Origin of the sequence: Kitasatospora sp. RG8, assembly GCF_017813315.1 — a bacterium.
Lineage (GTDB): Bacteria > Actinomycetota > Actinomycetes > Streptomycetales > Streptomycetaceae > Kitasatospora.
In genome coordinates this window covers 49116-70985 of sequence record NZ_JAGIYX010000010.1, presented here as the reverse complement: position 1 = coordinate 70985, position 21870 = coordinate 49116, and the positions used below count along the sequence as shown (strand labels likewise).

Annotated in this window: 21 protein-coding genes; 12 read left to right on the top strand and 9 right to left on the bottom strand. The window is 72.6% G+C overall.

Annotated elements, in window-relative coordinates; genetic code table 11:
• Nucleotides 1–402: 402 nt before the first annotated feature.
• Both J5Y04_RS17395 and serC read left to right on the top strand, forming a co-directional pair.
• The gene (locus J5Y04_RS17395) at nt 403–1503 is read left to right on the top strand and encodes a citrate synthase 2 (RefSeq protein WP_209412946.1); all 1101 of its coding nucleotides are present in this window, start codon (nt 403–405) and stop codon (nt 1501–1503) included.
• Nucleotides 1504–1636: 133 nt separating this feature from the next.
• Nucleotides 1637–2755: a phosphoserine transaminase gene (gene serC, locus J5Y04_RS17390; RefSeq protein WP_209412945.1), complete on the top strand. Its 1119-nt coding sequence runs from the start codon at nt 1637–1639 to the stop codon at nt 2753–2755.
• 213 nt (nt 2756–2968) lie between these two features.
• On the opposite strand, the gene J5Y04_RS17385 is transcribed toward serC, so the two are convergent.
• Complete coding sequence (locus tag J5Y04_RS17385; RefSeq protein WP_209412944.1) at nt 2969–3736, bottom strand: SDR family oxidoreductase; 768 nt, start codon at nt 3734–3736, stop codon at nt 2969–2971.
• A gap of 84 nt (nt 3737–3820) precedes the next feature.
• Here J5Y04_RS17385 and J5Y04_RS17380 point away from each other — a divergent pair, with 84 nt between their 5' ends.
• Entirely contained in the window at nt 3821–4429 is a 609-nt protein-coding gene (locus tag J5Y04_RS17380; protein ID WP_209412943.1) for a TetR/AcrR family transcriptional regulator, read from the top strand.
• A gap of 117 nt (nt 4430–4546) precedes the next feature.
• The gene (locus tag J5Y04_RS17375) at nt 4547–5812 is read left to right on the top strand and encodes a hypothetical protein (protein WP_209412942.1); all 1266 of its coding nucleotides are present in this window, start codon (nt 4547–4549) and stop codon (nt 5810–5812) included.
• 55 nt (nt 5813–5867) lie between these two features.
• On the opposite strand, the gene thpR is transcribed toward J5Y04_RS17375, so the two are convergent.
• A complete protein-coding gene (thpR, locus tag J5Y04_RS17370; RefSeq protein ID WP_209412941.1) occupies nt 5868–6455 on the bottom strand; it encodes an RNA 2',3'-cyclic phosphodiesterase in 588 nt (195 codons plus the stop codon).
• A gap of 133 nt (nt 6456–6588) precedes the next feature.
• On the opposite strand from thpR, the gene J5Y04_RS17365 reads away from it, so the two are divergent.
• Nucleotides 6589–7107 carry a GNAT family N-acetyltransferase gene (locus J5Y04_RS17365; RefSeq protein WP_209412940.1) on the top strand — a complete coding sequence of 173 codons (519 nt, stop codon included), beginning with the start codon at nt 6589–6591 and terminating at the stop codon, nt 7105–7107.
• Nucleotides 7108–7205: 98 nt separating this feature from the next.
• Here the strand turns inward: J5Y04_RS17365 and J5Y04_RS17360 are convergent, their stop codons facing one another.
• Complete coding sequence (locus J5Y04_RS17360; protein WP_307853170.1) at nt 7206–8540, bottom strand: MFS transporter; 1335 nt, start codon at nt 8538–8540, stop codon at nt 7206–7208.
• Between the two features lie 313 nt (nt 8541–8853).
• The gene (locus tag J5Y04_RS17355) at nt 8854–9288 is read right to left on the bottom strand and encodes a MarR family winged helix-turn-helix transcriptional regulator (RefSeq protein WP_209412939.1); all 435 of its coding nucleotides are present in this window, start codon (nt 9286–9288) and stop codon (nt 8854–8856) included.
• A gap of 126 nt (nt 9289–9414) precedes the next feature.
• Between J5Y04_RS17355 and J5Y04_RS17350 the strand changes: the two genes are divergently transcribed.
• Both J5Y04_RS17350 and J5Y04_RS17345 read left to right on the top strand, forming a co-directional pair.
• On the top strand, nt 9415–9864 hold the full coding sequence (locus tag J5Y04_RS17350; protein WP_245204953.1) for a VOC family protein: 450 nt from the start codon (nt 9415–9417) through the stop codon (nt 9862–9864).
• Nucleotides 9865–10193: 329 nt separating this feature from the next.
• On the top strand, nt 10194–10976 hold the full coding sequence (locus J5Y04_RS17345) for an MHYT domain-containing protein (protein WP_209412938.1): 783 nt from the start codon (nt 10194–10196) through the stop codon (nt 10974–10976).
• Between the two features lie 67 nt (nt 10977–11043).
• Here the strand turns inward: J5Y04_RS17345 and J5Y04_RS17340 are convergent, their stop codons facing one another.
• A complete protein-coding gene (locus tag J5Y04_RS17340; RefSeq protein ID WP_209412937.1) occupies nt 11044–12756 on the bottom strand; it encodes a hydrogenase maturation protein in 1713 nt (570 codons plus the stop codon).
• Between the two features lie 204 nt (nt 12757–12960).
• Nucleotides 12961–13863 (bottom strand): DUF4231 domain-containing protein, encoded by a 903-nt coding sequence (locus J5Y04_RS17335; protein WP_209412936.1) that lies wholly within the window; start codon nt 13861–13863, stop codon nt 12961–12963.
• A 285-nt stretch (nt 13864–14148) separates the two neighbouring features.
• Between J5Y04_RS17335 and J5Y04_RS17330 the strand changes: the two genes are divergently transcribed.
• From J5Y04_RS17330 to J5Y04_RS17320, 3 genes are read left to right on the top strand one after another with little or no spacing between them, the layout of a single operon-like run.
• The gene (locus J5Y04_RS17330; protein WP_209412935.1) at nt 14149–14478 is read left to right on the top strand and encodes a hypothetical protein; all 330 of its coding nucleotides are present in this window, start codon (nt 14149–14151) and stop codon (nt 14476–14478) included.
• Nucleotides 14478–15821 carry a putative T7SS-secreted protein gene (locus tag J5Y04_RS17325; RefSeq protein WP_209412934.1) on the top strand — a complete coding sequence of 448 codons (1344 nt, stop codon included), beginning with the start codon at nt 14478–14480 and terminating at the stop codon, nt 15819–15821. The genes J5Y04_RS17330 and J5Y04_RS17325 overlap by 1 nt, the downstream gene beginning before the upstream one ends.
• A 23-nt stretch (nt 15822–15844) precedes the next feature.
• On the top strand, nt 15845–16339 hold the full coding sequence (locus J5Y04_RS17320) for a SitI3 family protein (protein WP_209412933.1): 495 nt from the start codon (nt 15845–15847) through the stop codon (nt 16337–16339).
• A 172-nt stretch (nt 16340–16511) separates the two neighbouring features.
• On the opposite strand, the gene J5Y04_RS17315 is transcribed toward J5Y04_RS17320, so the two are convergent.
• The 3 genes from J5Y04_RS17315 to J5Y04_RS17305 all read right to left on the bottom strand — a co-directional run bounded on the left by J5Y04_RS17315 (nt 16512) and on the right by J5Y04_RS17305 (nt 18705).
• Nucleotides 16512–16931 carry a PIN domain nuclease gene (locus tag J5Y04_RS17315; RefSeq protein ID WP_209412932.1) on the bottom strand — a complete coding sequence of 140 codons (420 nt, stop codon included), beginning with the start codon at nt 16929–16931 and terminating at the stop codon, nt 16512–16514.
• Entirely contained in the window at nt 16928–17128 is a 201-nt protein-coding gene (locus tag J5Y04_RS17310; RefSeq protein ID WP_209412931.1) for a type II toxin-antitoxin system VapB family antitoxin, read from the bottom strand. Before J5Y04_RS17310 ends, J5Y04_RS17315 begins: the two co-directional genes overlap by 4 nt.
• A 116-nt stretch (nt 17129–17244) precedes the next feature.
• Complete coding sequence (locus J5Y04_RS17305) at nt 17245–18705, bottom strand: NCS2 family permease (protein WP_148643324.1); 1461 nt, start codon at nt 18703–18705, stop codon at nt 17245–17247.
• Between the two features lie 245 nt (nt 18706–18950).
• On the opposite strand from J5Y04_RS17305, the gene J5Y04_RS17300 reads away from it, so the two are divergent.
• Nucleotides 18951–19277: a DUF2530 domain-containing protein gene (locus tag J5Y04_RS17300; RefSeq protein WP_209412930.1), complete on the top strand. Its 327-nt coding sequence runs from the start codon at nt 18951–18953 to the stop codon at nt 19275–19277.
• Between the two features lie 52 nt (nt 19278–19329).
• Nucleotides 19330–21855: an HAD-IC family P-type ATPase gene (locus tag J5Y04_RS17295; protein ID WP_209412929.1), complete on the top strand. Its 2526-nt coding sequence runs from the start codon at nt 19330–19332 to the stop codon at nt 21853–21855.
• Nucleotides 21856–21870 lie beyond the last annotated feature (15 nt).

Here is a 21870-nt window from a genome sequence, read left to right as displayed (position 1 = left end):
GCCCGGGCCGGGCCTCCTCGGCCAGGATCCGGGTGGCGGGGCTCGGGGGCGTCGACTGGGCGCGTTCCGGGGTCTGCACGTCAACATCATCCCGTACGACAAGCAACCGGCACCGCTACCTCCGGACAAACCCCGGTGGGAGATAAGGTGACTCGCCACCGCTTGACCGCCCGGCCTACGGTGAATTGTCCGGAACCTGGGGTTTGGTTCGGGAGATTTCCCTGGCACGACCGGCCTCCGGGCGAAAAGTCAAGCGGGCCCCAGGGCAACATCACCACGGTGGTGTATGGCGCAATGCACTCTGTGCCTGTGAGGATGGCACCGAGTGCCAACCACCATCGGTCACTGGCGTACCGCCCCACCACGGCGGTCCGCCGATCGCAGAACTGAAGGAGCCGTCGCATGTCCGACTTCGTACCCGGGCTTGAGGGAGTCGTCGCGTTCGAGAGCGAGATCGCCGAACCCGACCGTGAAGGCGGCGCACTGCGGTACCGGGGCGTCGACATCGACGACCTGGTCGGCCACGTCTCCTTCGGCCACGTCTGGGGCCTGCTGGTGGACGGCAAGTTCAACCCCGGTCTGCCCGCCGCCGAGCCGTTCCCGATCCCGGTGCACTCCGGCGACATCCGCGTCGACGTTCAGTCCGCCCTCGCCATGCTCGCCCCCGTCTGGGGCCTCAAGCCGCTGCTGGACATCTCCGCCGAGCAGGCCCGCGACGACCTCGCCCGCGCCGCCGTGATGGCGCTGTCCTACGTCGCCCAGTCCGCCCGCGGCCAGGGCCTGCCGATGGTCCCGCAGAGCGAGATCGACAAGGCCGAGACGGTCGTCGAGCGCTTCATGATCCGCTGGCGCGGCGAGCCGGACCCGAAGCACGTCAAGGCCATCGACGCCTACTGGACGTCCGCCGCCGAGCACGGCATGAACGCCTCCACCTTCACCGCCCGCGTCATCGCCTCCACCGGCGCCGACGTCGCGGCCGCGCTCTCCGGCGCCGTCGGCGCGATGTCCGGCCCGCTGCACGGCGGCGCGCCGTCCCGCGTGCTCGGCATGATCGAGGAGATCGAGCGCACCGGCGACGCCACCGCCTGGGTGAAGAACGCCCTGGACAAGGGCGAGCGCCTGATGGGCTTCGGCCACCGCGTCTACCGCGCCGAGGACCCGCGCGCCCGCGTGCTGCGCCGTACCGCCAAGGAGCTCGGGGCGCCGCGCTTCGAGGTCGCCGAGGCGCTGGAGAAGGCCGCGCTGGAGGAGCTGCACAACCGCCGCCCCGACCGCGTGCTGGCCACCAACGTCGAGTTCTGGGCCGCCATCATGCTGGACTTCGCCGAGGTCCCGGCGCACATGTTCACCTCGATGTTCACCTGTGCCCGCACCGCCGGCTGGTCGGCGCACATCCTGGAGCAGAAGCGCACGGGCCGGCTCGTGCGCCCCGCCGCGCGCTACATCGGCCCGGGCCCGCGCAGCCCGCGCGACATCGAGGGCTACGAGGCCATCGCGCACTGACGAAACCCCTGCTGAGCAGCGGGTCCGGCACCGTGCCGGGCCCGCTGCCGCCGCTTCCGGGAGCCGCGAAGATCACATCTCAGCGGGCGGACCGACAGCACGCCGGGGAGCGACCGGCCGGTAGGCTGCGCGCGTGGCTCAGATCCAGATCCCCGCTGACATCAAGCCCGCAGACGGCCGTTTCGGCTGCGGCCCGTCCAAGGTGCGCCCCGAGGCCCTGAGTGCCCTCGCCGCGACCGAGACCTCCCTGCTCGGCACCTCCCACCGCCAGGCCCCGGTGAAGAACCTGGTCAAGCGCGTGCGCGAGGGCGTGAGCAGCCTCTTCTCCCTCCCCGAGGGGTACGAGGTGGTGCTCGGCAACGGCGGCTCCACCGCCTTCTGGGACATCGCGGCCTTCGGCCTGGTGCGGGAGAAGTCCCAGCACCTCGACTTCGGCGAGTTCTCGTCCAAGTTCGCCTCCTCGGTCAAGGCAGCCCCGTGGCTCGCCGAGCCGACCGTGATCAAGACCGCCCCGGGCACCCACCCGCTGCCGGTCGCCGAGGCCGGCGTGGACGTCTACGGACTCACCCACAACGAGACCTCCACCGGCGTCGCGATGCCGATCAGGCGCCCGGCCGGCGCCGACCAGGGCTCGCTCGTCCTGGTGGACGCCACCTCGGGCGCCGGCGGCCTGCCGGTCGACATCACCGAGACGGACGTCTACTACTTCGCCCCGCAGAAGTCCTTCGCCTCCGAGGGCGGGCTCTGGCTGGCGGCCTTCTCCCCGGCCGCGCTGGAGCGCGCCGCCGAGATCGCCGGCTCCGGCCGCTACATCCCGCCGTTCTTCGACCTGCCGACGGCCATCGACAACTCGTCGAAGGACCAGACGTACAACACCCCGTCGATCGCCACGCTGTTCCTCCTCGCCGACCAGCTGGAGTGGCTGAACGGCAACGGCGGGCTCGACTGGGCCGTCGCCCGTACGGCTGATTCCTCGTCCCGCCTGTACGGCTGGGCCGAGAAGTCCTCGTACGCCAACCCGTTCGTGGCGAACCCGGCCGAGCGCTCGCAGGTCGTCGGCACGATCGACTTCGACGACTCGGTGGACGCCGCCGCCGTCGCCAAGGCACTGCGTGCCAACGGCATCGTCGACACCGAGCCGTACCGCAAGCTCGGCCGCAACCAGCTGCGCATCGCGATGTTCCCGGCGATCGACCCGGCGGACGTCGAGGCGCTCACCGCCTGCATCGACTACGTGGTCGAGCAGCTCTGAACCGTCCGGCACACGCGTGAGGGCCACCGCCTGCGGGCGGTGGCCCTTCTGCGTGTCCGCGGGGCCCCGGACGTGCGCCGGGGCGGGTGCGCTAGCGGTTGACCAGTGAGCTGACCAGCACGACGACGAGCAGCAGCACCAGGGCGCCGGTCACGATACGCATACGAGTCTTGGGATCCACGGTCAACGAGCGTACCCGGGCCCCGCGCGGACCTAGACGCCGAGGTTGGACCCGCCGCTGACGTCCAGGTTCTGGCCGGTGACCCAGCGGGAGTCGTCGGAGGCGAGGAAGGCCACGACGTCCGCCACGTCGGCGGCCTCGCCGACCCGGCCGAAGGCCGAGTAGGCGGCCACCCGGGCGCGCGCCGCCGGGTCCTCCAGCCAGGGGTTGATGTCGGTGGCGACGACGCCCGGCAGCACCGCGTTGACGGTGATCCCGCGCGGGCCCAGCTCCTCCGCCAGGGTCAGCGTCAGGGTGTTCAGCGCACCCTTCGTCATCGCGTACGACACCGCGCCGGGGAAGGCCACCCGGGTGACGCCGGACGAGACGTTGACGATCCGGCCGCCGTCCCGCAGCCGGCCCAGGCCCTCCTGGACGATGAAGAACGGCGCCTTGGCGTTCACCGCGAACACCCGGTCGAAGTCGGCCTCGGCCACCTCGTGGACCCGCCCGAACTGGCCGATCCCGGCGTTGTTCACCAGGATGTCCAGGCCCTCTCCCCCGCCGGCGGCCGCGAGTCCCTCGTCGAAGGCCGCCCAGAGCGCCTTCGCGTCGCCGGGGACGCCCAGCTCGGCGCCGATCGCGAAGGCCCGCCCGCCGGCCCGCCCGATCGCCTCGACGACCTCCTCGGCCGCCGCCGCGTTGCCTCCGTAGTGGACGGCGACCAGCGCGCCCTCCCGGCCCAGCCGCTCGGCGATGCCCCGTCCGATCCCCCGGCTGCCGCCCGTCACCAGTGCCGTCCTGCCCTCAAGCGCGCCCATGGCCACGCCCCCTCATTTCTGTAGCGGTCGCTAATGAAAGGAACCGTAGCACGCGTTTTGTAGTGCTCGATATAGAATCCCTCCATGGCCACGACCCCGGCGACGACCACCCCCCAGCGCGGACGCCCGCGCTCCTTCGACCGCGACGCCGCCCTGGAGCAGGCGCTGCGGCTGTTCTGGGAGCGCGGCTACGAGGCGACCTCGGTCGCCGACCTCACCGCCGCCATGGGCATCCGCCCGCCGAGCCTGTACGCGGCCTTCGGCGACAAGCGGGCACTGTTCGAGGAGGTCGTCGCCCGCTACCGGGAGAGCCACGGCGCGTACGCCACCCACGCGCTGGCCGAGGAGCCCACCGCCCGGGCCGGCGTCGCCCGGATGCTGCGCGAGGCCGCCGCCCAGGCCACCGACCCGGACCACCCCTGGGGCTGCCTGCTGATCAGCTCGACGGTGAACTGCACCTCGCCGGAGGTCACCGAGGCCGTCCGGGAGCTGCGCAACGCCAACGTCCGCGCCCTGGAGTCCCTGATCCGCGCCGACGTCGCGGCCGGCCACGAGCCCGCCGGCACCGACCCGGCGGCACTGGCCCGGTTCACCGCCGCCGTGCTCCAGGGCATGTCCCAGCGCGCCCGCGACGGCGCGGACCGGGCCGAGCTGGAACGCGTCGCCGCCGACGCGATGCGCGTGTGGCCGTGAGCGAACGCCCCCGGGCGGCACAGCGGTTATCCCGTTGACCAGCGGCGAGCGGCGGCCGCTACCATGCCTCCTCGAAGGTCCGAGGGATCTTCACATTCACTGGGGGAAACAGAACACATGCGCGCATCCCGCACCGCCGCCCTGGCGGCGCTCGTCCTCGCGGCCGGTACCGTCCTGCCCGCGGCACCCTCGGCCGTCGCGGCCGGGAACAGCCAGACCGGCCCGGCCAGCACCTGGTTCTCGGTGTCGAACTACCGCATCCTGGACACCCGGGTCGGCAACGGCGCCCCCAGCGGCAAGGTCGGCCCCGACAGCGTGACCAGGCTCGACCTCCGCAAGTGGCTCGGCACCAACGTCGTGCCGACCGCGGTGGTCATGAACGTCACCGCCGTCGACCCGACCGGCGACAGCTTCGTCACCGCCTTCCCCGACGGGCAGCAGGTGCCGACGGTGTCCAACCTCAACTTCGACCCGCGCCGCCAGGTCACCACCAACCGGGTGACGGTGCAGGTCGGCGCCAACGGCGTGGTGGACCTGTACAACCACGTCGGCAGCGTCCACCTGGTGGTCGACCTCCAGGGCTTCTACACCGCCAAGGGCACCAACGGGAACTACCCCGGCTCCACCTTCGTGCTCGGCCGGCCCACCCGCCTCCTGGACACCCGCACCACCATCGGCGACCGGCAGGGCAAGGTCGGCGCCGGCGAGCAGAACGCCATCGCGGCGGACGTCTCCTCGGTGATGCCCGCGGACGCCGGCGACTCCGAGCTCGTACTCCAGGTCACCGCGACCGAGCCGACCGACGCCAGCCACGTCACCGTCTACCCGGCGGGCCAGAGCGTCTGGCGGACCTCCGACCTCAACTTCGCGGCCGGCCAGACCGTCACCAACCTGTCGTACATCGACGTGGGCCGGGGCGGCCTCGCCCTCTACAACAACGCCGGCCAGGTGGACCTGGTGGTCGACTACATCGGGCGGTTCGACCACCACTACCCGGGCACCGCCTCCGGCGACCACGGCCTGTTCGTCCCGGCCGCCCCCACCCGGGTGCTCGACACCCGGTCCGGGCTGGGCGCCCCCGCGGGCCAGGCCGGCCCCGGCAGCACCGTCCGGGTCAAGGTGACCGGCCTGGGCGGCGTGCCCGAGAACGTCACCGCCGTGGTCCTCAACCTGACCGGCACCAACGCCGCAGGCGACGGCCACATCACCGCCTTCCGCAGCGGCGACGCGATCCCGTCCACGTCCAACCTCAACTACGCCGGCGGCAAGGACACCGCCGCGATGACCGTCGTCCCGGTCGGCGCCGACGGCTGCATCGAGCTGTACAACCCGCACGGCAGCGTCGACCTGGTGGCCGACGTCCAGGGCTACTACACCGGCTGATCCGCCGGTCCGGCCGACCCCGGGGCCGGGGGCGCGCGGTACGGCGCCCCCGGCCTCAGCTCCAGTCGGCCAGCGGCCAGGCGCGGACCGTCTCGTAGTGCGTGACGCCGCCGTCCGGCTCGCTCTTCATCAGGTGCAGCTCGGCCGCCTCCCACTCCGGCCCCCGGTAGTCGCCGAGCGCCAGCGCCAGGGAGTCCAGCTCCGCCGCCGCCATCCGCTGCACCGCCCGCCGGTGGCCGCGCGAGGAGCCGGCCCGGGCCAGGGTCAGGTGCGGGTGGAAGGTGAACGCGTCCACCTCGCCGATCACGTCCGCGGTGGCCTCGTTCACCGCCTCGGCGAGCCGCCGCAGCGCCCAGGTCTGGCCCTCCACCCCGGCCCAGAGCACCCGGTCGCCGAACCGGCCGGCCCCGGCGAGCCGCAGCCGGTGCACGGCGTGCACCTCGGCCACCCCGGCCAGCCCGGCCTCCAGCTCGGGCAGCCGCTCGACCGGCACCTCGCCGAGGAAGGCCAGGGTCAGGTGCCAGCCCTCGACCGTCGTCCAGCGCAACCGGTCCGCCCCGGGCAGCCCGCGCACCGGCTCCACCGCGTCGTAGAGCCCCTGCAACGCCTCGACCGGCGGCAGCACCGCCACAAAGAGCCTCATGGAGCCATTTTCCTTCCCCTGCGAGTCCCCGCGATCCCCCGCGATCCCTCGCGATCCGCCCGGCCTTCCTCCCGCGCCCGGCGATCGGCCCACCGTCTTCCCGCGCGGAGCCGTTTGGGTTAGAACGGATTCCATGAAGATCCGTACCGGCGGTCCCGACGACATCGCCGACATCCTCGCCCTGCTCGACGGAGCCGTCACCTGGCTCGCCGCACAGGGCCGCGCCGGCCAGTGGGGCGACCAGCCCTTCAGCGGCAACCCGACCAGGGTCGAGCACACCGAGAAGTACGGCCGTGAGCCCTTCCTGATCCGCCTCGCCGTGGACGACGAGGGCCGCACGGTGGGCTCCTGCGTCCTCTCCGAGGAGCGCGGCACCTACATCCCCGCGGTGGAGGAGCGCGAGCTGTACATCCGCAACCTGGTCACCGACCGGACCCGCAAGGGCTCGGGCATCGGCGCCGCGCTGATCGCCGACGCCCTGGACGAGGCCCGCCGCCGCGGCATCGACCTGGTCCGGGTGGACTGCTACGGGGGCGCCGACCGCAAGCTGGTGGGCCAGTACCGGGCGCTCGGCTTCACCGAGACCGTGGCGTTCGAGGTCGAGCAGCCGGGCGGGACCTGGCCCGGCCAGGTGCTGGAGATCCGGCTCTGACGGCGGGTCCGGCAACGGCCCGGCCGCCGCGGACCCGGCGGCGGCCGTGACCACCGACCCGGGGCGGGCGACCACGCCCGCCCCGGGGTGACCGACCGTCAGCAGGCGGCGGCCAGCTCCGACTTGGCAGTGGTGCGGACGCGCGGCACGAAGGCCACCACCCGCCCGCCGCGGCCCGGGTGCAGGTCGACCCGGACCTTCAGGTCGGCACTGCGCGCCAGCACCAGGCCGACCGTACCGGCGGCCAGCGCCGAGACCAGCCCGCAGGCCAGCAGCCCGAGCCGCGGCCCGTACGAGGCCGTCACCCAGCCCACCACCGGCGCACCGATCGGCGTGCCACCGGTGAAGACCAGCACCAGCAGGCCCATCACCCGGCCCCGCATCTCCGGGTCGGTGGCCAGCTGGAGCGTGGAGTTGACCGAGGTGTTGAAGCTCAGCCCGAACACGCCGATCAGCGTCAGCAGCACCGCGAAGGTCCAGTAGCCGGGGGCGAACGCGGCCACCACCTCCAGCGTGCCGAAGGCCAGTGCCGCCCCCACCAGCCGGCGCAGCCTGGGCGCTCCCCGGCGCGCCGCGAGCAGGGCGCCGGCCAGCGAGCCGACCGCCATCGCGGTGTTCACCAGGCCGTACTGCCCGGCGCCCACCTTGAAGGTGTCGTAGGCGAAGCCGGAGAGCAGCGTCGGGAAGTTGAACCCGAAGGTGCCGATGAACCCGGCCAGCACCATCGGCCAGAGCAGCTCGGGCCGCTCCTTCACGTACCGCAGCCCCTCCTTCAACTGCCCCTTCTCGCGGGCGATCGGCGCCGTCGGGCGCAGTTCACCCGCGCGCATGGCGAGCAGTCCGCCGATCACGGCGGCGAAGGAGAGCGCGTTCACCGCGAACGCCCAGCCGCTGCCGACCGCGGCGATCAGCAGGCCCGCGACGGCGGGGCCGACCAGCCGGGCGGTCTGGAAGTTGGCGGCGTTCAGGCTGACGGCGTTGGCGAGGTCCTTCGGGCCGACCATCTCGGAGACGAAGGCCTGGCGGGTCGGGTTGTCGACCACGGTGACCAGGCCGAGCAGCAGCGCGAACGCGTACACGTAGTACGGCGTCACGACGCCCCCGATGGTCAGGACGGCCAGGCCGGCGGCCAGCAGGCCCATCGCGCCCTGGGTGTAGACCAGCAGGCGGCGCTTGGGCATCCGGTCGGCGAGCACCCCGCCGAACAGGCCGAGCAGCAGCATCGGCAGGAACTGCATGGCGGTGGTGATGCCGACGGCCAGCGGGCTGCCGGTGAGACTGAGGACCAGCCAGTCCTGTGCGATCCGCTGCATCCAGGTGCCGGTGTTGGAGACCACCTGGCCCGCGAAGTAGTAGCGGTAGTTGCGGACGCGCAGTGAGGAGAACATCCCCCCGGGCCGGGTGAAGCGGGCGCCGGTCGGGGACGCGGCCACGGTGCCGTGGCCTTGAGCGGCGGGGTCTACCGCCGCGGTGCGTTCGTCGGGGTCGTCGTCGCCGTTGCCCGGCAGCCCCGTGGGGGCGGGTGCCTGGGCGTCGGCGGCCGCGGCGGAGGCTGCGGCGGGGTCGGTGGTCGGCTCGTCGGTGCGGATGGCGGCGGCGCTGGCTGCGGCCGGCGGTGTCACGGTGGTCTCCCCTCGCGGCGCGACGACCCGTCGGGGGGTCGTCGCGCTCCTGGTGTCGGTGGTCGGCGCTGCGGTGATGCGGTTCTCCTTCGTCCTCCGGCGGCTGACCGGAAACAGGTGTGCCTCAGAGATGTGCGAGCTTGTACAGCACGGGAGCGGCCTCCCGGAGGACGGCCCACTCCTCCTCGTCGAGCCCTTCGGCGAGCTCGGCGAGCCAGGCGTTGCGCCGGCGGCGGCTCTCCTGGAGGATCACCTCCGCCTGCTCGGTGCTGCTGACGACCACCTGGCGGCGGTCCTCCGGGTGCGGTTCCCTCCGCACCAGGCCCTTCTCCTCCAGCATCGCGACGATCCTGGTCATGGAGGGCGGCTGGACGTGCTCCTTCCGGGCGAGCTCACCCGGCGTGGCCTTCCCGCAGCGCGCGAGGGTGCCCAGCACCCCCATCTCGGTAGGGCTGAGCGACTCCTCGACCCGCTGGTGACGCAGGCGACGGGAGAGGCGCATGGTGGACGACCGCAGCTGACTGATGGCTGCGAGGTCCTGCTCGGACATCTCGGGCATGTATTTAGCCTACGTCATTACTCTCGCTAAGGAAAATTGGTTACCGCCGGCCCGCCGCCGACCCCTCCTCCCGCCCTCCGCCGGCGGCTCCCCGCGCCGCACGCGGCCCCGAGCGCGATGCTGGTCATGACGGGTTCCGCACCCACCCCTCAGGAGAAGGGCCGACCAGAAATGTCCGACCTCGCCGACCTCGCCCCCGAGCAGAACGACACCGGCTTCGCCCGCCTCGCCATGGTCACCATCGACTGCGCCGACCCGGTCGCGCTGGCCGCCTTCTACGGCGAGCTGCTCGGGTGGGAGACCCGGCACGTGGACGAGCACTTCGCCATCCTGGACAACCCGGAGGGCGGCAGCCCGCTCGGCTTCGGGCGGGTCGCCGGCTACCGGCCGGAGCCGTGGACCGAACCGGACGGCAGCAAGCACTTCCACCTGGACTTCTACGTCGACGACCTGGACGAGGCCACCGCCCGGGCGCTCGCACTCGGCGCCACCGAACCGCAGTACCAGCACGGCCGCACCCTCAAGGTCCTGATCGACCCGGCCGGCCACCCGTTCGGACTAGCTCCCCTGGAGTGACGGCCGGGAGGCCCCCACGGCCCTCCGGGGAGGCGGAGTGTGCATGCGCAGGCGGCGTCAGGGCTTGGTGCCGAGATCTTGCCGATCACGTAAAGAACGGCCCTGACCTGCGAGTTCACCAAAAACGCGAACATTGTGCGACCCGCCGGTAGTGGTTACTGTCCCCGTTGTCAGGGGCACCACACGCCAGGCTTCCCCCGGGCAGGAGCGCGACACCCGCGCGTACCGCGCACCCGGCATCGCCACCCGTGACCGGGCCGTCCCACGGCCGGCGCGTCCGCCCGATCCTGGCGTCCGTCCTCCCCCCAAACCCGTCAGGGAGCTTCCTCGTGGGAGAGATCCATCATGCCGACCACGGCTGGCTGACGCCGGCGGTCTCGTACTTCGTCGCCTGCCTGGGCGCCTTCGTCGCCCTGCGCAGCACCCGCTGGGCGCTCGTCTCCACCGGCCGCACCCGCGTCTACTGGCTGCTGTTCGCGTCGTCCTCGCTCGGCGCGGGCATCTGGTCGATGCACTTCATCGCGATGCTGGGCTTCTCCGTCACCGGCGTCGAGATCAGCTACCGCCCCGGGCTGACCGTGCTCAGCCTGCTCGTCGCGATCCTCGTGGTCGGCCTCGGCATGTTCGCCGTCGGCTACAGCCGCCACCGGGTCGCCGCGCTGCTCGCGGGCGGGCTGACCACCGGGCTCGGCGTCGCGGCCATGCACTACCTCGGCATGGCCGCCATGGTCCTGCCCGGCCACGTCGGCTACGACCAGACCACGGTGTGGCTCTCGGTCGGCATCGCGGTGTTCGCCGCGACGGCCGCGCTCTGGGCCGCGCTGAACATCCGGGGCACCCTCGCGGTGCTCGCCGCGGCCCCGGTGATGGGCGTCGCGGTGTGCGCGATGCACTACACCGGGATGGCCGCCGTCTCCGTCCGGCTGGACGCCTCGCAGAGCACGGCGGACGGGGTGATGGCGCTCCAGTTCATCTTCCCGCTGGTGGTCGGGCTGGGCTGCTACATCTTCTTCGGCTCGCTGGCCTTCGCGGTGTCGCCGAGCCGCAGCACCGTCAACGCGCAGCCGGTGCTGGTCGGGCGGGCGGCGCCGCTGGCCCCGCACGGACGCTGAGCACGGGCAGGGCCCCGGCCCCCGGTCTCCTCACCGGGGCCCGGGGCCCTGCCGCCTGCGGGCCCTCCTACTCCGGCCTGCCGAGCAGTCCGGTCAGGTGCTCCGGCGTCGCGACCGGGCAGACCTTGTGCACGAAGTCGCGCCGCAGCCCGTGGTACGGCTCGCCGTCCCGGTAGAAGTTGCGGTGCATCAGGCGCAGTTCCTCCGCCCGGTACTCGGCGAGCGGCCTGGCGTCCTCGTCCTCGGCCCGGCGGCGCTTCTTCTCCACCAGCCGGCCGGTCAGCTCCGGCGAGCCCGCCAGCCGGGCCGCCTCCCGGGCCACCCAACGACGGAACCCGGCCGCGCTGCCGCCCGCCGTCCGGTCGACCAGGCCCAGCCGCTCGGCCTGTGCCGCTCCGACCGGCAGGGCCTGCTCGGTCAGCCGCCCGGCCTGCTCGGCGCCGGCCCGGCGGGGCAGGGTGTACGTCCAGTACTCGGAGCCGTGGAGGCCCATCAGCCGGTAGTGCGGGTTGAGAACGGCCGACTCGCGGCACCAGACCTCGTCGGCGGCGATCGCCAGCATCAGCCCCCCGGCCGCCGCGTTCCCGGCCAGGGCGGAGACGGTCAGCTTGTCGGTGGTGGTGAGGACCGCCTCGACCAGGTCGTCCATCGCGTTGATGTTCTCCCAGGACTCCAGCGCCGGGTACGACGCCCCCTCGATCACGTTGAGGTGGATGCCGTTGGAGAAGAAGTCCCGGGCCGGGCCGAGCACCAGCACCGAGGTCGGCCGGTCCACGGCCTCCCGGTAGGCGGCCAGCAGGCGGCGGCACTGATCGGTGCTCATCGCCCCGCCGGCGAAGGCGAATTCGAGGAAGCCGACCTCGTCCTGCTCGTGGTAGCGGATCTCCGCCCAGGTGTCCCGCCCGGCCGCCGAGGCCGGGGTGACGGGCACCTCGCGGACCCGGTGGAGGTGGTCGGCGAGCACCGTCGCGGCCGGCCGCTTGAAGGTGGCCGGACCGCCGGGCGTACGGCGCGGGCGCAGCTGCGGGATCCAGACCGCGCCGTCCATGGTGGCCCGGCAGATCGCGCCGTCCCGGGTCGCGATCACCGCGCCGGGCTCGCGGCCGCGCAGTTCGTCCTCGGGGTGGCCGCCGTGCAGGAAGTACTCGCGCCCGTACAGCTCGTCCAGGACGCCCGGCTGCGAGTCGGCGGCGCGCAGCTTGCGCAGCACGGTGGCGGTGGGGTCGGCGGACCAGTCGATGCGGCGGGTCTCCTGCCGGAGGAGGGGCCGCAGCTCGCCGCGGACGTCCGGGCGGGCGTAGTCCAGCGGCTCGGGGGTGTACAGCCCGCCCTGGAACCGGCCGACGGCCAGCAGCACCGCCTCCACGGCGGCGTCCGCGACCTCGTTGCGGTAGATCTCGCTCTTGCCGCCGGCCGGGACGGGGAACTCGACGCAGGCCCAGATGTCCCCGGCGTCCATCTCCCCGACCGCCTGGAGCACGGTCACGCCCCAGCGCTCGGCTCCCTCGGTGATCGCCCAGTCCAGCGAGGACGGGCCGCGGTCGCCCTTGGGGCCGGGGTGCACGATCAGGACGGTGTGCCGCGACCAGACGTCCTCGGGGACGGCCTTGGTGAGCATCGGGCAGAGGATCAACTCGGGGTCGGTCCGCTCAACCGCCGCCCGCACCTGCTCGTCGCCGAGCGCCAGCTGGACGGCCACCTCGTGCCCGCGGTCACGGAGTTCGGTGTGGACGCGCTGGGTCAGGCTGTTGAACGCGCTGGCGATCAGGAGAATGCGCAAGGGGGCCTCCGAGCAGTGACTGACGTCGTGCGCGGAGGCGATGAAACCAGGGCATGGACACGTAATGATTACGGTCCGGGCTTGCGCGCCCGACCCTCACCCACCCCGCACACCTGTGCCCGGGGCGGCGCGCGGCTCCGCCCGATCTCCCCACGACCTCCCGATCCGCCCCGTGACAAAGGCCCCCCGGGGAACGCTGCGGCGTCAGCGCGGGAACGCCCGCCGGGCGCGCCAGGTGGTGTGCTCGCGGGAGACGGCGTCCTCCGCCTCGGCGGCCAGCCGGGCCCAGCGCTGCTCGGCGTCCGGGGCCTTCAGGTCGAGGTCGGAGAGCTGGTTGCCGACGTTCTCCAGCTCGCGCGCGGCCAGCTGGTACGCGGCGGCCAGCGGGCGCAGCTGCTTCAGCTGGGTCCAGGCGATCACCGCGGCGGCCGCCGCCGAACTGGCCCCGAAGACGTGCACCGACAGCGCGCCGGTCGCCTGGGCGATCGCCGCCGCCGCACCGATGATGATCAGCGCCGCTATCCCCAGCCCCCAGGACACCGCCTGCGACTCGCACGACTCGGCACGCGAGCGGTACCACGTCCGCTGGCCCTCCACCCGGGTGCGCAGGTAGAGCGTCCGGCGGGCGACCAGGCTGGCGGAGCGGACGCGGCGCATCTCCGGGGTGATCTCCGGGACGGTGCCCGGCGGCACGATCTCCGGGTCCTCGAAGGCGCGCAGCACGTCCTCCAGCTGGAGCAGGTAGCCGCGGTCCGTCTCCGCCGAGTCCGCCGCACCGTCGAACGGCCGGGCCCGCATCGAGTACTTCCAGGCGAGCGTCTTCACCGACTCGGCCGCCGCCCGCGCCTCGTACCACCGGCCCTGCGGGTTGCTGCGGCGCAGCCGCGACCAGAAGTAGCCGGCGATCAGGAAGGCCACCACGGAGAAGAGCGGCGTGATGTCACCGTCCCCGCGGTGCTCCGGCCCCGGCAGCGACCCCACCGCCGCGGCGACCACCAGCATCGCGATCAGGCCGCGGTACCAGCGCAGCGTCTGCCGCTGCCCCTCCACCGACGCCCGGTCGGCCGTCCAGAACAGCTCCGGCAGCAGCCGTGCCTCGTCGCCCACGGGCGGATCTTCCTGCACCATCGGTCGAGCCCCCTCCCCGTCTCCCGTCCAGGCAGTATGCCCACCGTCAACTGGCCTACACAGTCCCCTTTTTGACACCGGCCGTTCACCGGTGGCCGGCGGCCGGCCGCGGGGCCCGCCGAGGCGTGCGGCCGCACCGGGCCCGAACGTTCACAGGCTTCACCCAACCCGCGGGGAACCGCCCGTTCCGGTGCGGCCGTCCCCAGCATCGGCCCCGCCGGCCCGCCCGGCGCGAGGGGGCCGGTGCACGACAGGGAGGGACGCATGGCAGGACAAGGTTTCAGCGTGGACCTGGGCGCGCTCGACGACGCGGCCTCGGGCATCACGGACACGCTGGCCAAGCTGCAGTTCAAGAAGGTCAGCGACCTCGACCCGCAGAAGGAGGACTTCGGCCACGACCACCTGGCCGGCGTGGTCGAGAAGTTCTGCACCCGTTGGGAGATCGGCGTGGAGAACCTGGCGAAGGACGCCCAGGAGGTCTCGAAGCGGCTGAACGCGAGCGTGAAGGCCTACCGCGAGGTCGACGGCCACATCGTCGGCCACCTGAGCGGGACGCTCAGCCGCGACGGCGGCAAGGACCCGGGGGCGAACTGATGGCGAAGGAACTCGGCGAGACCTCCGACCCGAAGGAGCTCGTCCCCGGCAACCCCGAGGCGCTCGCCTCGACCAGCGCCTGGCTCAAGAGCTACGGCGACACCCTGCACTCGACCGGCCTCGGCCTGAAGAAGATCGACACCACCGAGGGCTGGTCCGGGGAGGCCGGCGACGCCTTCCGCGAGGCCTTCGACGGCGAGCCCGCCAAGTGGGTGGAGGCCGGCGACTGCTTCCACGACGCCGCCACCGCCCTGACCTCGTACCAGACGACCCTGACCTGGGCGCAGGGCCAGGCCCAGGACGCGATCCGGCAGTGGAACGAGGGCCAGGCTGCGACCAACAAGGCGAAGACCGAACACCAGGACGCCGAGAAGAACGCCGGCCACGAACTGCCGTTCACCGACCCGGGCGAGGGCACGCGCACCGCGGCGCGGCAGACCCTCTCCACCGCGCGGGGCCAGGTCAAGAGCGCGGGCGACACCGCGGCCGACAAGATCGGCAAGGCTCGCGACAAGGCCCCGGAGGAGCCGGGCTTCTGGGACGACGTCGGCGACTTCCTCTCCGACGCGGGCGACTTCCTGGCCGACGTCGGCCAGGTCGCGGTGGAGGACCTCGCCTCGGTCGGCAACGCCATGCTGCACAACCCGGGCGCGGCCCTGGAGGTCGCGGGCGGCCTCGCCCTGGCCACCGTCGGCGCGGGCGGCGAGGTCCTCGGCGTCGGCCTGGACCTCACCGGCGTGGGCGCCGTGGTCGGCGTCCCGGTCAACGTGCTCTCGGCCGGCCTCATCGCGACCGGTGTCGGCGTGGCCGGCATGGGCGCGAGCGACATCGCCAAGGACGCCATGGGCCAGGACCGGGTCCACATGGAGGGCGAGGGCGGAGGCGGGGGCGGCAGTTCGCCCGAACTCCACACCCAGCCGTCGAAGGGGGTCGACCCCGCCGCCACACCGGAGGGCCACACCACCAGCATCCCGAAGAACGCCGACCAGACGACGGTCCGCGCGTTCCAGCGCGAGAACGAGTCCGCCGAGATCATGGCGCGGAACGGCTACAAGGTCGAGCAGAACCCGGACGTCCCGGGCACGACCAAGAACCCCGACTACCGCATCGAGGGCGAGGTCTTCGACTGTTACGCGCCCACCGCCTCGAACCCGCGCTCCATCGCCACCGGGATCCAGAAGAAGGTGGACTCGGGCCAGGCCGACCGCATCGTGCTGAACCTCTCCGACAGCGGCGTCGACGCGGCCGCCATGCGCAGGCAGCTGTCGGAATGGCCGATCGACGGCCTCAAGGAGGTCAAGGTCATCGACTCCTCCGGCAACGTGGTCCACTTCTTCCCCTAGACATACCGAGAAAGACGGCCAGCATGGCTATTTCCTACAGCCTCGACCTGGTGACCCCGCTCACCCCGTCCGAGGTCGCGCAGAAGCTCGACGAGATCGCCCGGCCGCAGCGGTTGTTCGGCACCCCCGAGGCCGCCGGCCCGCTGCTCGGCGAGGGCGCGGTCACCGCGTACGGCACCTGGGTCCGGGTGGTCCCGGTGAAGCCGGTCCCCTGGGGGGACCCGCAGATCGGCGGCCGCCCCTTCGGCGCGACCGTCGCGGTGGCCTTCCGCCTCGACAAGACGGCCGACGTCGCCGGCCAGCAGGACGACGCCGTCCGGCTGACGCTCGGCCTGCTCGCCCAGGTCCCGGGCGACGCCGTGCTGCACCTCGACTACGAGGAGGTCTGGCTGGTCCGCCAGGGCGGCGAGCTGAGCCTCAGCGAGCGCTCCGACCTCTGGCCGGCGCGCCGCCTGACGGGCCTCCCGCTGCCCTACCGCCGGCAGAACCTGGAGTTCGCCTTCCCCGAGGACGACTGAGCCCGCCCCCGCCGCACACGAACGGGCCCGCCCCCTGCCGAGGGGGCGGGCCCGTTCCCGTACGCCGCAGGACACCCGGGCAGAGCAGGCCGAGGGCCGGCATCAGGTAGGAGAAGGCGAAGGAGCCACGACCGGTTCGGTCGGTGAGGCCGTCATCGGCTCGGGCGGGAGCTCAGTCGGCCGAGCCTGCCGCCACGACCCAGCGGGTGGGCTGCCCGGTGATGGACGCGATCATGTCGTAGTCGCCGTCGTAGTGCAGGACCGTGACCCCGTGCCGCTCGGCCGTGGCGGCGATCAGCATGTCGGCCATCGACAGAGCGCGATGGTTGCCCCGGAACAGAGCACGACGCTGGACGTCCTTCGCCCGGTCCCAGACCTCGTCCGTGCACGGCAGGTAGTCGAACCCCCTGAGCAGGTGGCTCAGCCGGTCCGCCTCCGCCGCGCTTCGGGCGCTGTGCAGAACCTCCATCTCGACCGCCGCGCTCACCGCCAGGAGAGCGCGCTGCGAGAGATCGTCGAGAACCGGCCGCACCGTCGGCTTCCCCCAGCGCGCCAAGGCCGACTTGTCGATCAGGTAACGCTCCCGGGTCACGCCGCAGCCGACTTGCCCTGCTCGTCGAGGAGGTCGAACTCCCCGCTCGCGATGGCATCGGCAAGCTCTATCCGGCGGGCCAGCTTCACGGCCTCCAGCAACGCCGCATTGACCGTGGCGACCTTGGTGGTCGTGCCGAACAGCCGCTGAGCCTCGGCCAGAAGGTCGTCGTCGAGGTCGATCACAGTCCGCGCCATGGCCACTCCTCCTACAGGCGACAACAAGAAAACGATATCAGCGTTGACGACCTCTCGATATCAAACCGGCCCCGCGCTCCAGGAGGAGCACGGGGCCGTGGGTGAACCGAAGGCGGTCAGAGCAGGCCGAGGGCCGGCATCAGGTAGTAGAAGGCGAAGACGGCGGCCACCACGTACATCGCGGCGGGGACCTCGCGGCCGCGGCCCGCGGCGAGGCGCAGGACGCAGAAGGCGATGAAGCCGAAGCCGATTCCGTTGGTGATGGAGTAGGTGAACGGCATCATCACGATGGTCAGGAACGCCGGGATCGCGATGGTGTGGTCGGCCCAGTCGATCTCCTTGACCGAGTTGGCCAGGATCAGGAAGCCGACCGCGACCAGGGCCGGGGTGGCGGCCTGGGCGGGGACCATGGTGGCGAGCGGGGTCAGGAAGAGGGCCACCACGAAGAGCAGGCCGGTGACGATCGAGGCGAACCCGGTGCGGGCGCCCTCGCCGACGCCGGCGGTGGACTCGACGAAGCAGGTGTTGGCGGAGGAGGAGGTGGCGCCGCCCGCGGCCGTGGCGATGCCGTCGACCATCAGGATCTTGTTGATGCCGGGCAGGTCGCCCTTCTCGTCCAGCAGGTGGGCCTCGTCGGCGACGCCGAGGATGGTGCCCATCGCGTCGAAGAAGCACGACATGAGCACCGTGAAGACGAAGAGCACGCCGGTCAGCACGCCGACCTTCTCGAAGCCGCCGAACAGGCTGACCTTGCCGACCAGGCCGAAGTCGGGGGCGGCCACCGGGTTGCCGGGCCAGGCCGGGACGGTGAGGCCCCAGTTGAGGGCGGGGATGTCGGCGAGCTTGTCGATCACCGCGGCGAGGCCGGTCATCACCACGATGGAGATGAGGATCGCGCCGGGGACCTTGCGGACGATCAGGACCAGGGTGAGCAGCAGGCCGAGCACGAAGACCAGGACCGGCCAGCCGAGCAGGTGGCCGTTGCCGCCGAGCTGGAGCGGGACGGTGGTGTGGGCGGCGTCCGGGATGCGGCTGACGAAGCCGGAGTCCACCAGGCCGACGAGGCTGATGAACAGGCCGATGCCGATCGCGATGGCCTTGCGCAGGCCGAGCGGGACGGCGTTCATGACGCGCTCGCGCAGGCCGGTGGCGACCAGGATCATGATCGCGAAGCCGGCCAGCACCACCATGCCCATGGCGTCCGGCCAGGTCATCTTGGGGGCGAGCTGGAGGGCGACGATGGTGTTGACGCCGAGGCCGGCGGCGAGGCCGATCGGGACGTTGCCGATCACGCCCATCAGCAGGGTGGTGAGCCCGGCGGTGAGGGCGGTGGCGGTGACCAGCTGCGCGCTGTCCAGGTGGCTGCCGGTCATGTCCGTGGCGCTGGCCAGGATGATCGGGTTGAGCACCAGGATGTAGGCCATGGTGAAGAAGGTGGCGATGCCACCGCGGACCTCACGCGGCAGGGTGGAGCCGCGCTCGGTGATCCGGAAGTAGCGGTCCAGGGCGCCGGCGGGGGGCTTCGGCGCGGTGGAGGTGGGCTCGGGCGACTCGGTGGTCGGCTGGGCCACAGGCATGCGTGCGTCCTCTGGTGGGGGCTGAGGAGAGGGTGATCGCCCGGAGCGACGGTGGCCGGACGGGCCCGGTGGGACGGGCACGAACTCAGGCGTCCTGGGCATGGCGCGGCCAACCGGAACGCCCAGTATGAATTCCCCGATCGCACACGCGCTATCTTCGCGCGTAGAACGAGCGGGGACGAACGGCACCGGACAACGGCGGCCGAAAGTCGGACGCGGAGCCCCGGCGCCGTACGCTAGGGCCCATGCCGAAGACCCCGCTGCACCCCTCGCCCCCGCCCTTGGAGGCCAACGACGTCGCCATCGTCGGCGGAGGCACGGTGCTGTGGTTCATCGCCTTCCTGGCGCTCCTCCCCTTCCAGGGCGCCCTCTCCGAACACGGCCACGGCAGCTGGCCGTGGATCTGCCTGTCCGGCGCCGGCCTGGGCCTGATCGGCCTCTGGTACTGCCGCGCCCGCCGGGACGCGATCGCCCGCAGCCGGGCCGCGGCCGAGGCGCAGACCCCCGGTGAAGGCGCACCCGGCAACGGCGCGACCGGGAACGGCGCCGACCCGGCCACCCGGTCGGACTGAATAGTCCTTTAGTAGCACGCATCGGACATAAGGCGCCCGTAGAGTCGGTGCCATGACGCAGCCTGCGCAGCCCGCGGAAGAGACGCCCGGCGACCGGGAGCGTGACAGCGGCCGCGACGGCGGCGGCACCCGGGAGCCCGACGGCGCCCACCCGCTCGGACTGCTGCCCGGGCGGCGCGGCGGCCTCACCACCGCCGAGGTGGCCGAGCGGGTCGCCCGCGGGGACGTCAACGACGTCCCGGTGCGGTCCAGCCGCTCCACCCGGGAGATCGTCCGGGCCAACGTCTTCACCCGGTTCAACGCGATCATCGGCGTGATGTTCGGCATCATCCTGATCGTCGGCCCGATCCAGGACGGCCTCTTCGGCCTGGTCATCGTCGCCAACACCGCGATCGGCATCGTCCAGGAACTGCGGGCCAAGAAGACCCTCGACAGCCTCGCACTGATCGGCGAGGCCAGACCGCAGGTCCGCCGGGACGGCACCGTCCAGCAGATCGCCACCGGCGCGATCGTGCTGGACGACACGGTGCTGCTCGGCATCGGCGACAAGGTGATCGTCGACGGCGAGGTCACCGAGGCGGACGGCCTGGAGATCGACGAGTCGCTGCTCACCGGCGAGCCCGACCCCGTCCTCAAGCAGCCCGGCGACCAGGTGATGTCCGGCAGCTTCGTGGTGGCCGGCGCCGGCGCGTTCACCGCCACCAAGGTCGGCCGCGAGGCCTACGCGGCGCAGCTGGCCGAGGAGGCGAGCCGGTTCACCCTGGTCAGGTCGGAGCTGCGCAGCGGCATCAACACCATCCTGCGGTTCATCACCTGGCTGCTCGTCCCGACCGCCATCGGCCTGATCATCAGCCAGCTGGCGGTGGAGGGGCGGGACTGGCAGGAGGCGGTCCGCCGGATGGTGGCCGGCATCGTGCCGATGGTCCCGGAGGGGCTGGTCCTGCTGACCTCGGTCGCCTTCGCGATCGGCGTGGTCCGGCTCGGCCGCAAGCAGTGCCTGGTGCAGGAGCTGCCCGCGATCGAGGGGCTGGCCCGGGTGGACATCGTCTGCCTGGACAAGACCGGCACCCTCACCGAGGGCGGCATGGACGTGGTCGAGCTGCGCACCCTGCCGGAGGTCGCCGGGGCCGACGGCCACCTGCGCCCGGGCGCCCCGCCGGCCCGGCACGCCCCGGCCGACCCGGCGACCGTCAAACAGGCGCTCGGCGTGATGGCCGGAGCCGACGCCCGCCCCAACCCGTCGATGCAGGCCGTCATCGACGCCTACGGCACCGGCAGCGACGGCGGTGGCGGCGGCTGGCGGGTGATCGAGGCGATGCCGTTCTCGTCCGCCCGCAAGTGGAGCGGCGTGCAGCTGCTGGAGCCGCAGGGCGGCGAGGCCAGCTGGCTGCTCGGCGCGCCCGACGTGCTGCTGCCCGCCGGGCACCCGGCCCTGGACGAGGTGGACGAGCTGGGCGCCAAGGGCCTGCGGGTGCTGCTGCTCGGCCGCACGCCCGTCCCGCTGGACGCCCCGGACCCGGCCGCCGACCTCCAGCCGCTCGCCCTGGTGGTGCTCCAGCAGCGGCTTCGCGAGGACGCCGCCGACACCCTGCGCTACTTCGAGGGGCAGCAGGTCCAGGCGAAGGTGATCTCCGGCGACGCGGCCGTCTCGGTCGGCGCGGTCGCCGCCCACCTCGGCCTGCCCGGCGCCGACCACCCGCTGGACGCCCGGACGCTGCCCGCCGAGCCGGAGCGGTTCGCCGACGCCGCGGAACGCACCACCGTGTTCGGCCGGGTCACCCCGCAGCAGAAGCGCGAGCTGGTCGGCGCGATGCAGTCGCGCGGGCACACCGTGGCGATGACCGGCGACGGCGTCAACGACGTGCTGGCGCTCAAGGACGCCGACATCGGCGTGGCGATGGGCACCGGCAGCGACGCGACCAAGGCCGTCGCCCAGATCGTCCTGCTGAACGACTCCTTCGCCACCCTGCCCTCGGTGGTCGCCGAGGGCCGCCGGGTGATCGGCAACATCGAGCGGGTGGCCGGGCTCTTCCTGGTGAAGACGGTCTACTCGGTGCTGCTCGCCCTGCTGGTGATCTTCACCCACTCGCCGTACCCGTTCCTGCCCCGGCACTCGACGGTGCTCTCCACCCTCACCATCGGCGTACCGGCCTTCTTCCTGGCGCTGGCGCCCAACAACGAGCGCGCCCGCACCGGCTTCGTCCGCCGGGTGCTGCGGCTGGCGATCCCCGGCGGGATCATCGCCGGCACCGCGACCTTCACCGCCTACGCGCTGGCCCGGGCCAACCACGCCACCGACCTGGAGGCGGACACCAGCGTGGCCACCCTGACGCTGTTCCTGGTGGCGATCTGGGTGCTGGCGATCGTGGCCCGGCCGTACAACTGGTGGCGGCTGCTGCTGATCGGGACGATGTGCGGGGCGTTCGCGCTGGTGCTGACCGTGCCGTGGCTGTCGGACTTCTTCGAGCTCTCCCTCTCCGGCACCCGGGACCCGTGGATCGGCGTCGCGATCGCGGTGACCGCCGGGCTGGTGCTGGAGGTGGTCTGGCGGATCATGCGGCGCAAGATGGATGATTGACCCCGGAGGGGGTGG

Bases quoted from the DNA above. Each gene is read 5' to 3' on its own strand.
- J5Y04_RS17300 (WP_209412930.1), top strand. From the start codon at position 18,951: ATGCCGAAGACCCCGCTGCACCCCTCGCCCCCGCCCTTGGAGGCCAAC.
- J5Y04_RS17310 (WP_209412931.1), bottom strand. From the start codon at position 17,128: ATGGCGCGGACTGTGATCGACCTCGACGACGACCTTCTGGCCGAGGCT.
- thpR (WP_209412941.1), bottom strand. From the start codon at position 6,455: ATGAGGCTCTTTGTGGCGGTGCTGCCGCCGGTCGAGGCGTTGCAGGGG.
- J5Y04_RS17325 (WP_209412934.1), top strand. From the start codon at position 14,478: ATGGCGAAGGAACTCGGCGAGACCTCCGACCCGAAGGAGCTCGTCCCC.
- J5Y04_RS17365 (WP_209412940.1), top strand. From the start codon at position 6,589: ATGAAGATCCGTACCGGCGGTCCCGACGACATCGCCGACATCCTCGCC.
- J5Y04_RS17355 (WP_209412939.1), bottom strand. From the start codon at position 9,288: ATGCCCGAGATGTCCGAGCAGGACCTCGCAGCCATCAGTCAGCTGCGG.
- J5Y04_RS17395 (WP_209412946.1), top strand. From the start codon at position 403: ATGTCCGACTTCGTACCCGGGCTTGAGGGAGTCGTCGCGTTCGAGAGC.
- J5Y04_RS17330 (WP_209412935.1), top strand. From the start codon at position 14,149: ATGGCAGGACAAGGTTTCAGCGTGGACCTGGGCGCGCTCGACGACGCG.
- J5Y04_RS17320 (WP_209412933.1), top strand. From the start codon at position 15,845: ATGGCTATTTCCTACAGCCTCGACCTGGTGACCCCGCTCACCCCGTCC.
- J5Y04_RS17305 (WP_148643324.1), bottom strand. From the start codon at position 18,705: ATGCCTGTGGCCCAGCCGACCACCGAGTCGCCCGAGCCCACCTCCACC.
- J5Y04_RS17295 (WP_209412929.1), top strand. From the start codon at position 19,330: ATGACGCAGCCTGCGCAGCCCGCGGAAGAGACGCCCGGCGACCGGGAG.
- J5Y04_RS17350 (WP_245204953.1), top strand. From the start codon at position 9,415: ATGACGGGTTCCGCACCCACCCCTCAGGAGAAGGGCCGACCAGAAATG.
- J5Y04_RS17385 (WP_209412944.1), bottom strand. From the start codon at position 3,736: ATGGGCGCGCTTGAGGGCAGGACGGCACTGGTGACGGGCGGCAGCCGG.
- J5Y04_RS17375 (WP_209412942.1), top strand. From the start codon at position 4,547: ATGCGCGCATCCCGCACCGCCGCCCTGGCGGCGCTCGTCCTCGCGGCC.
- J5Y04_RS17380 (WP_209412943.1), top strand. From the start codon at position 3,821: ATGGCCACGACCCCGGCGACGACCACCCCCCAGCGCGGACGCCCGCGC.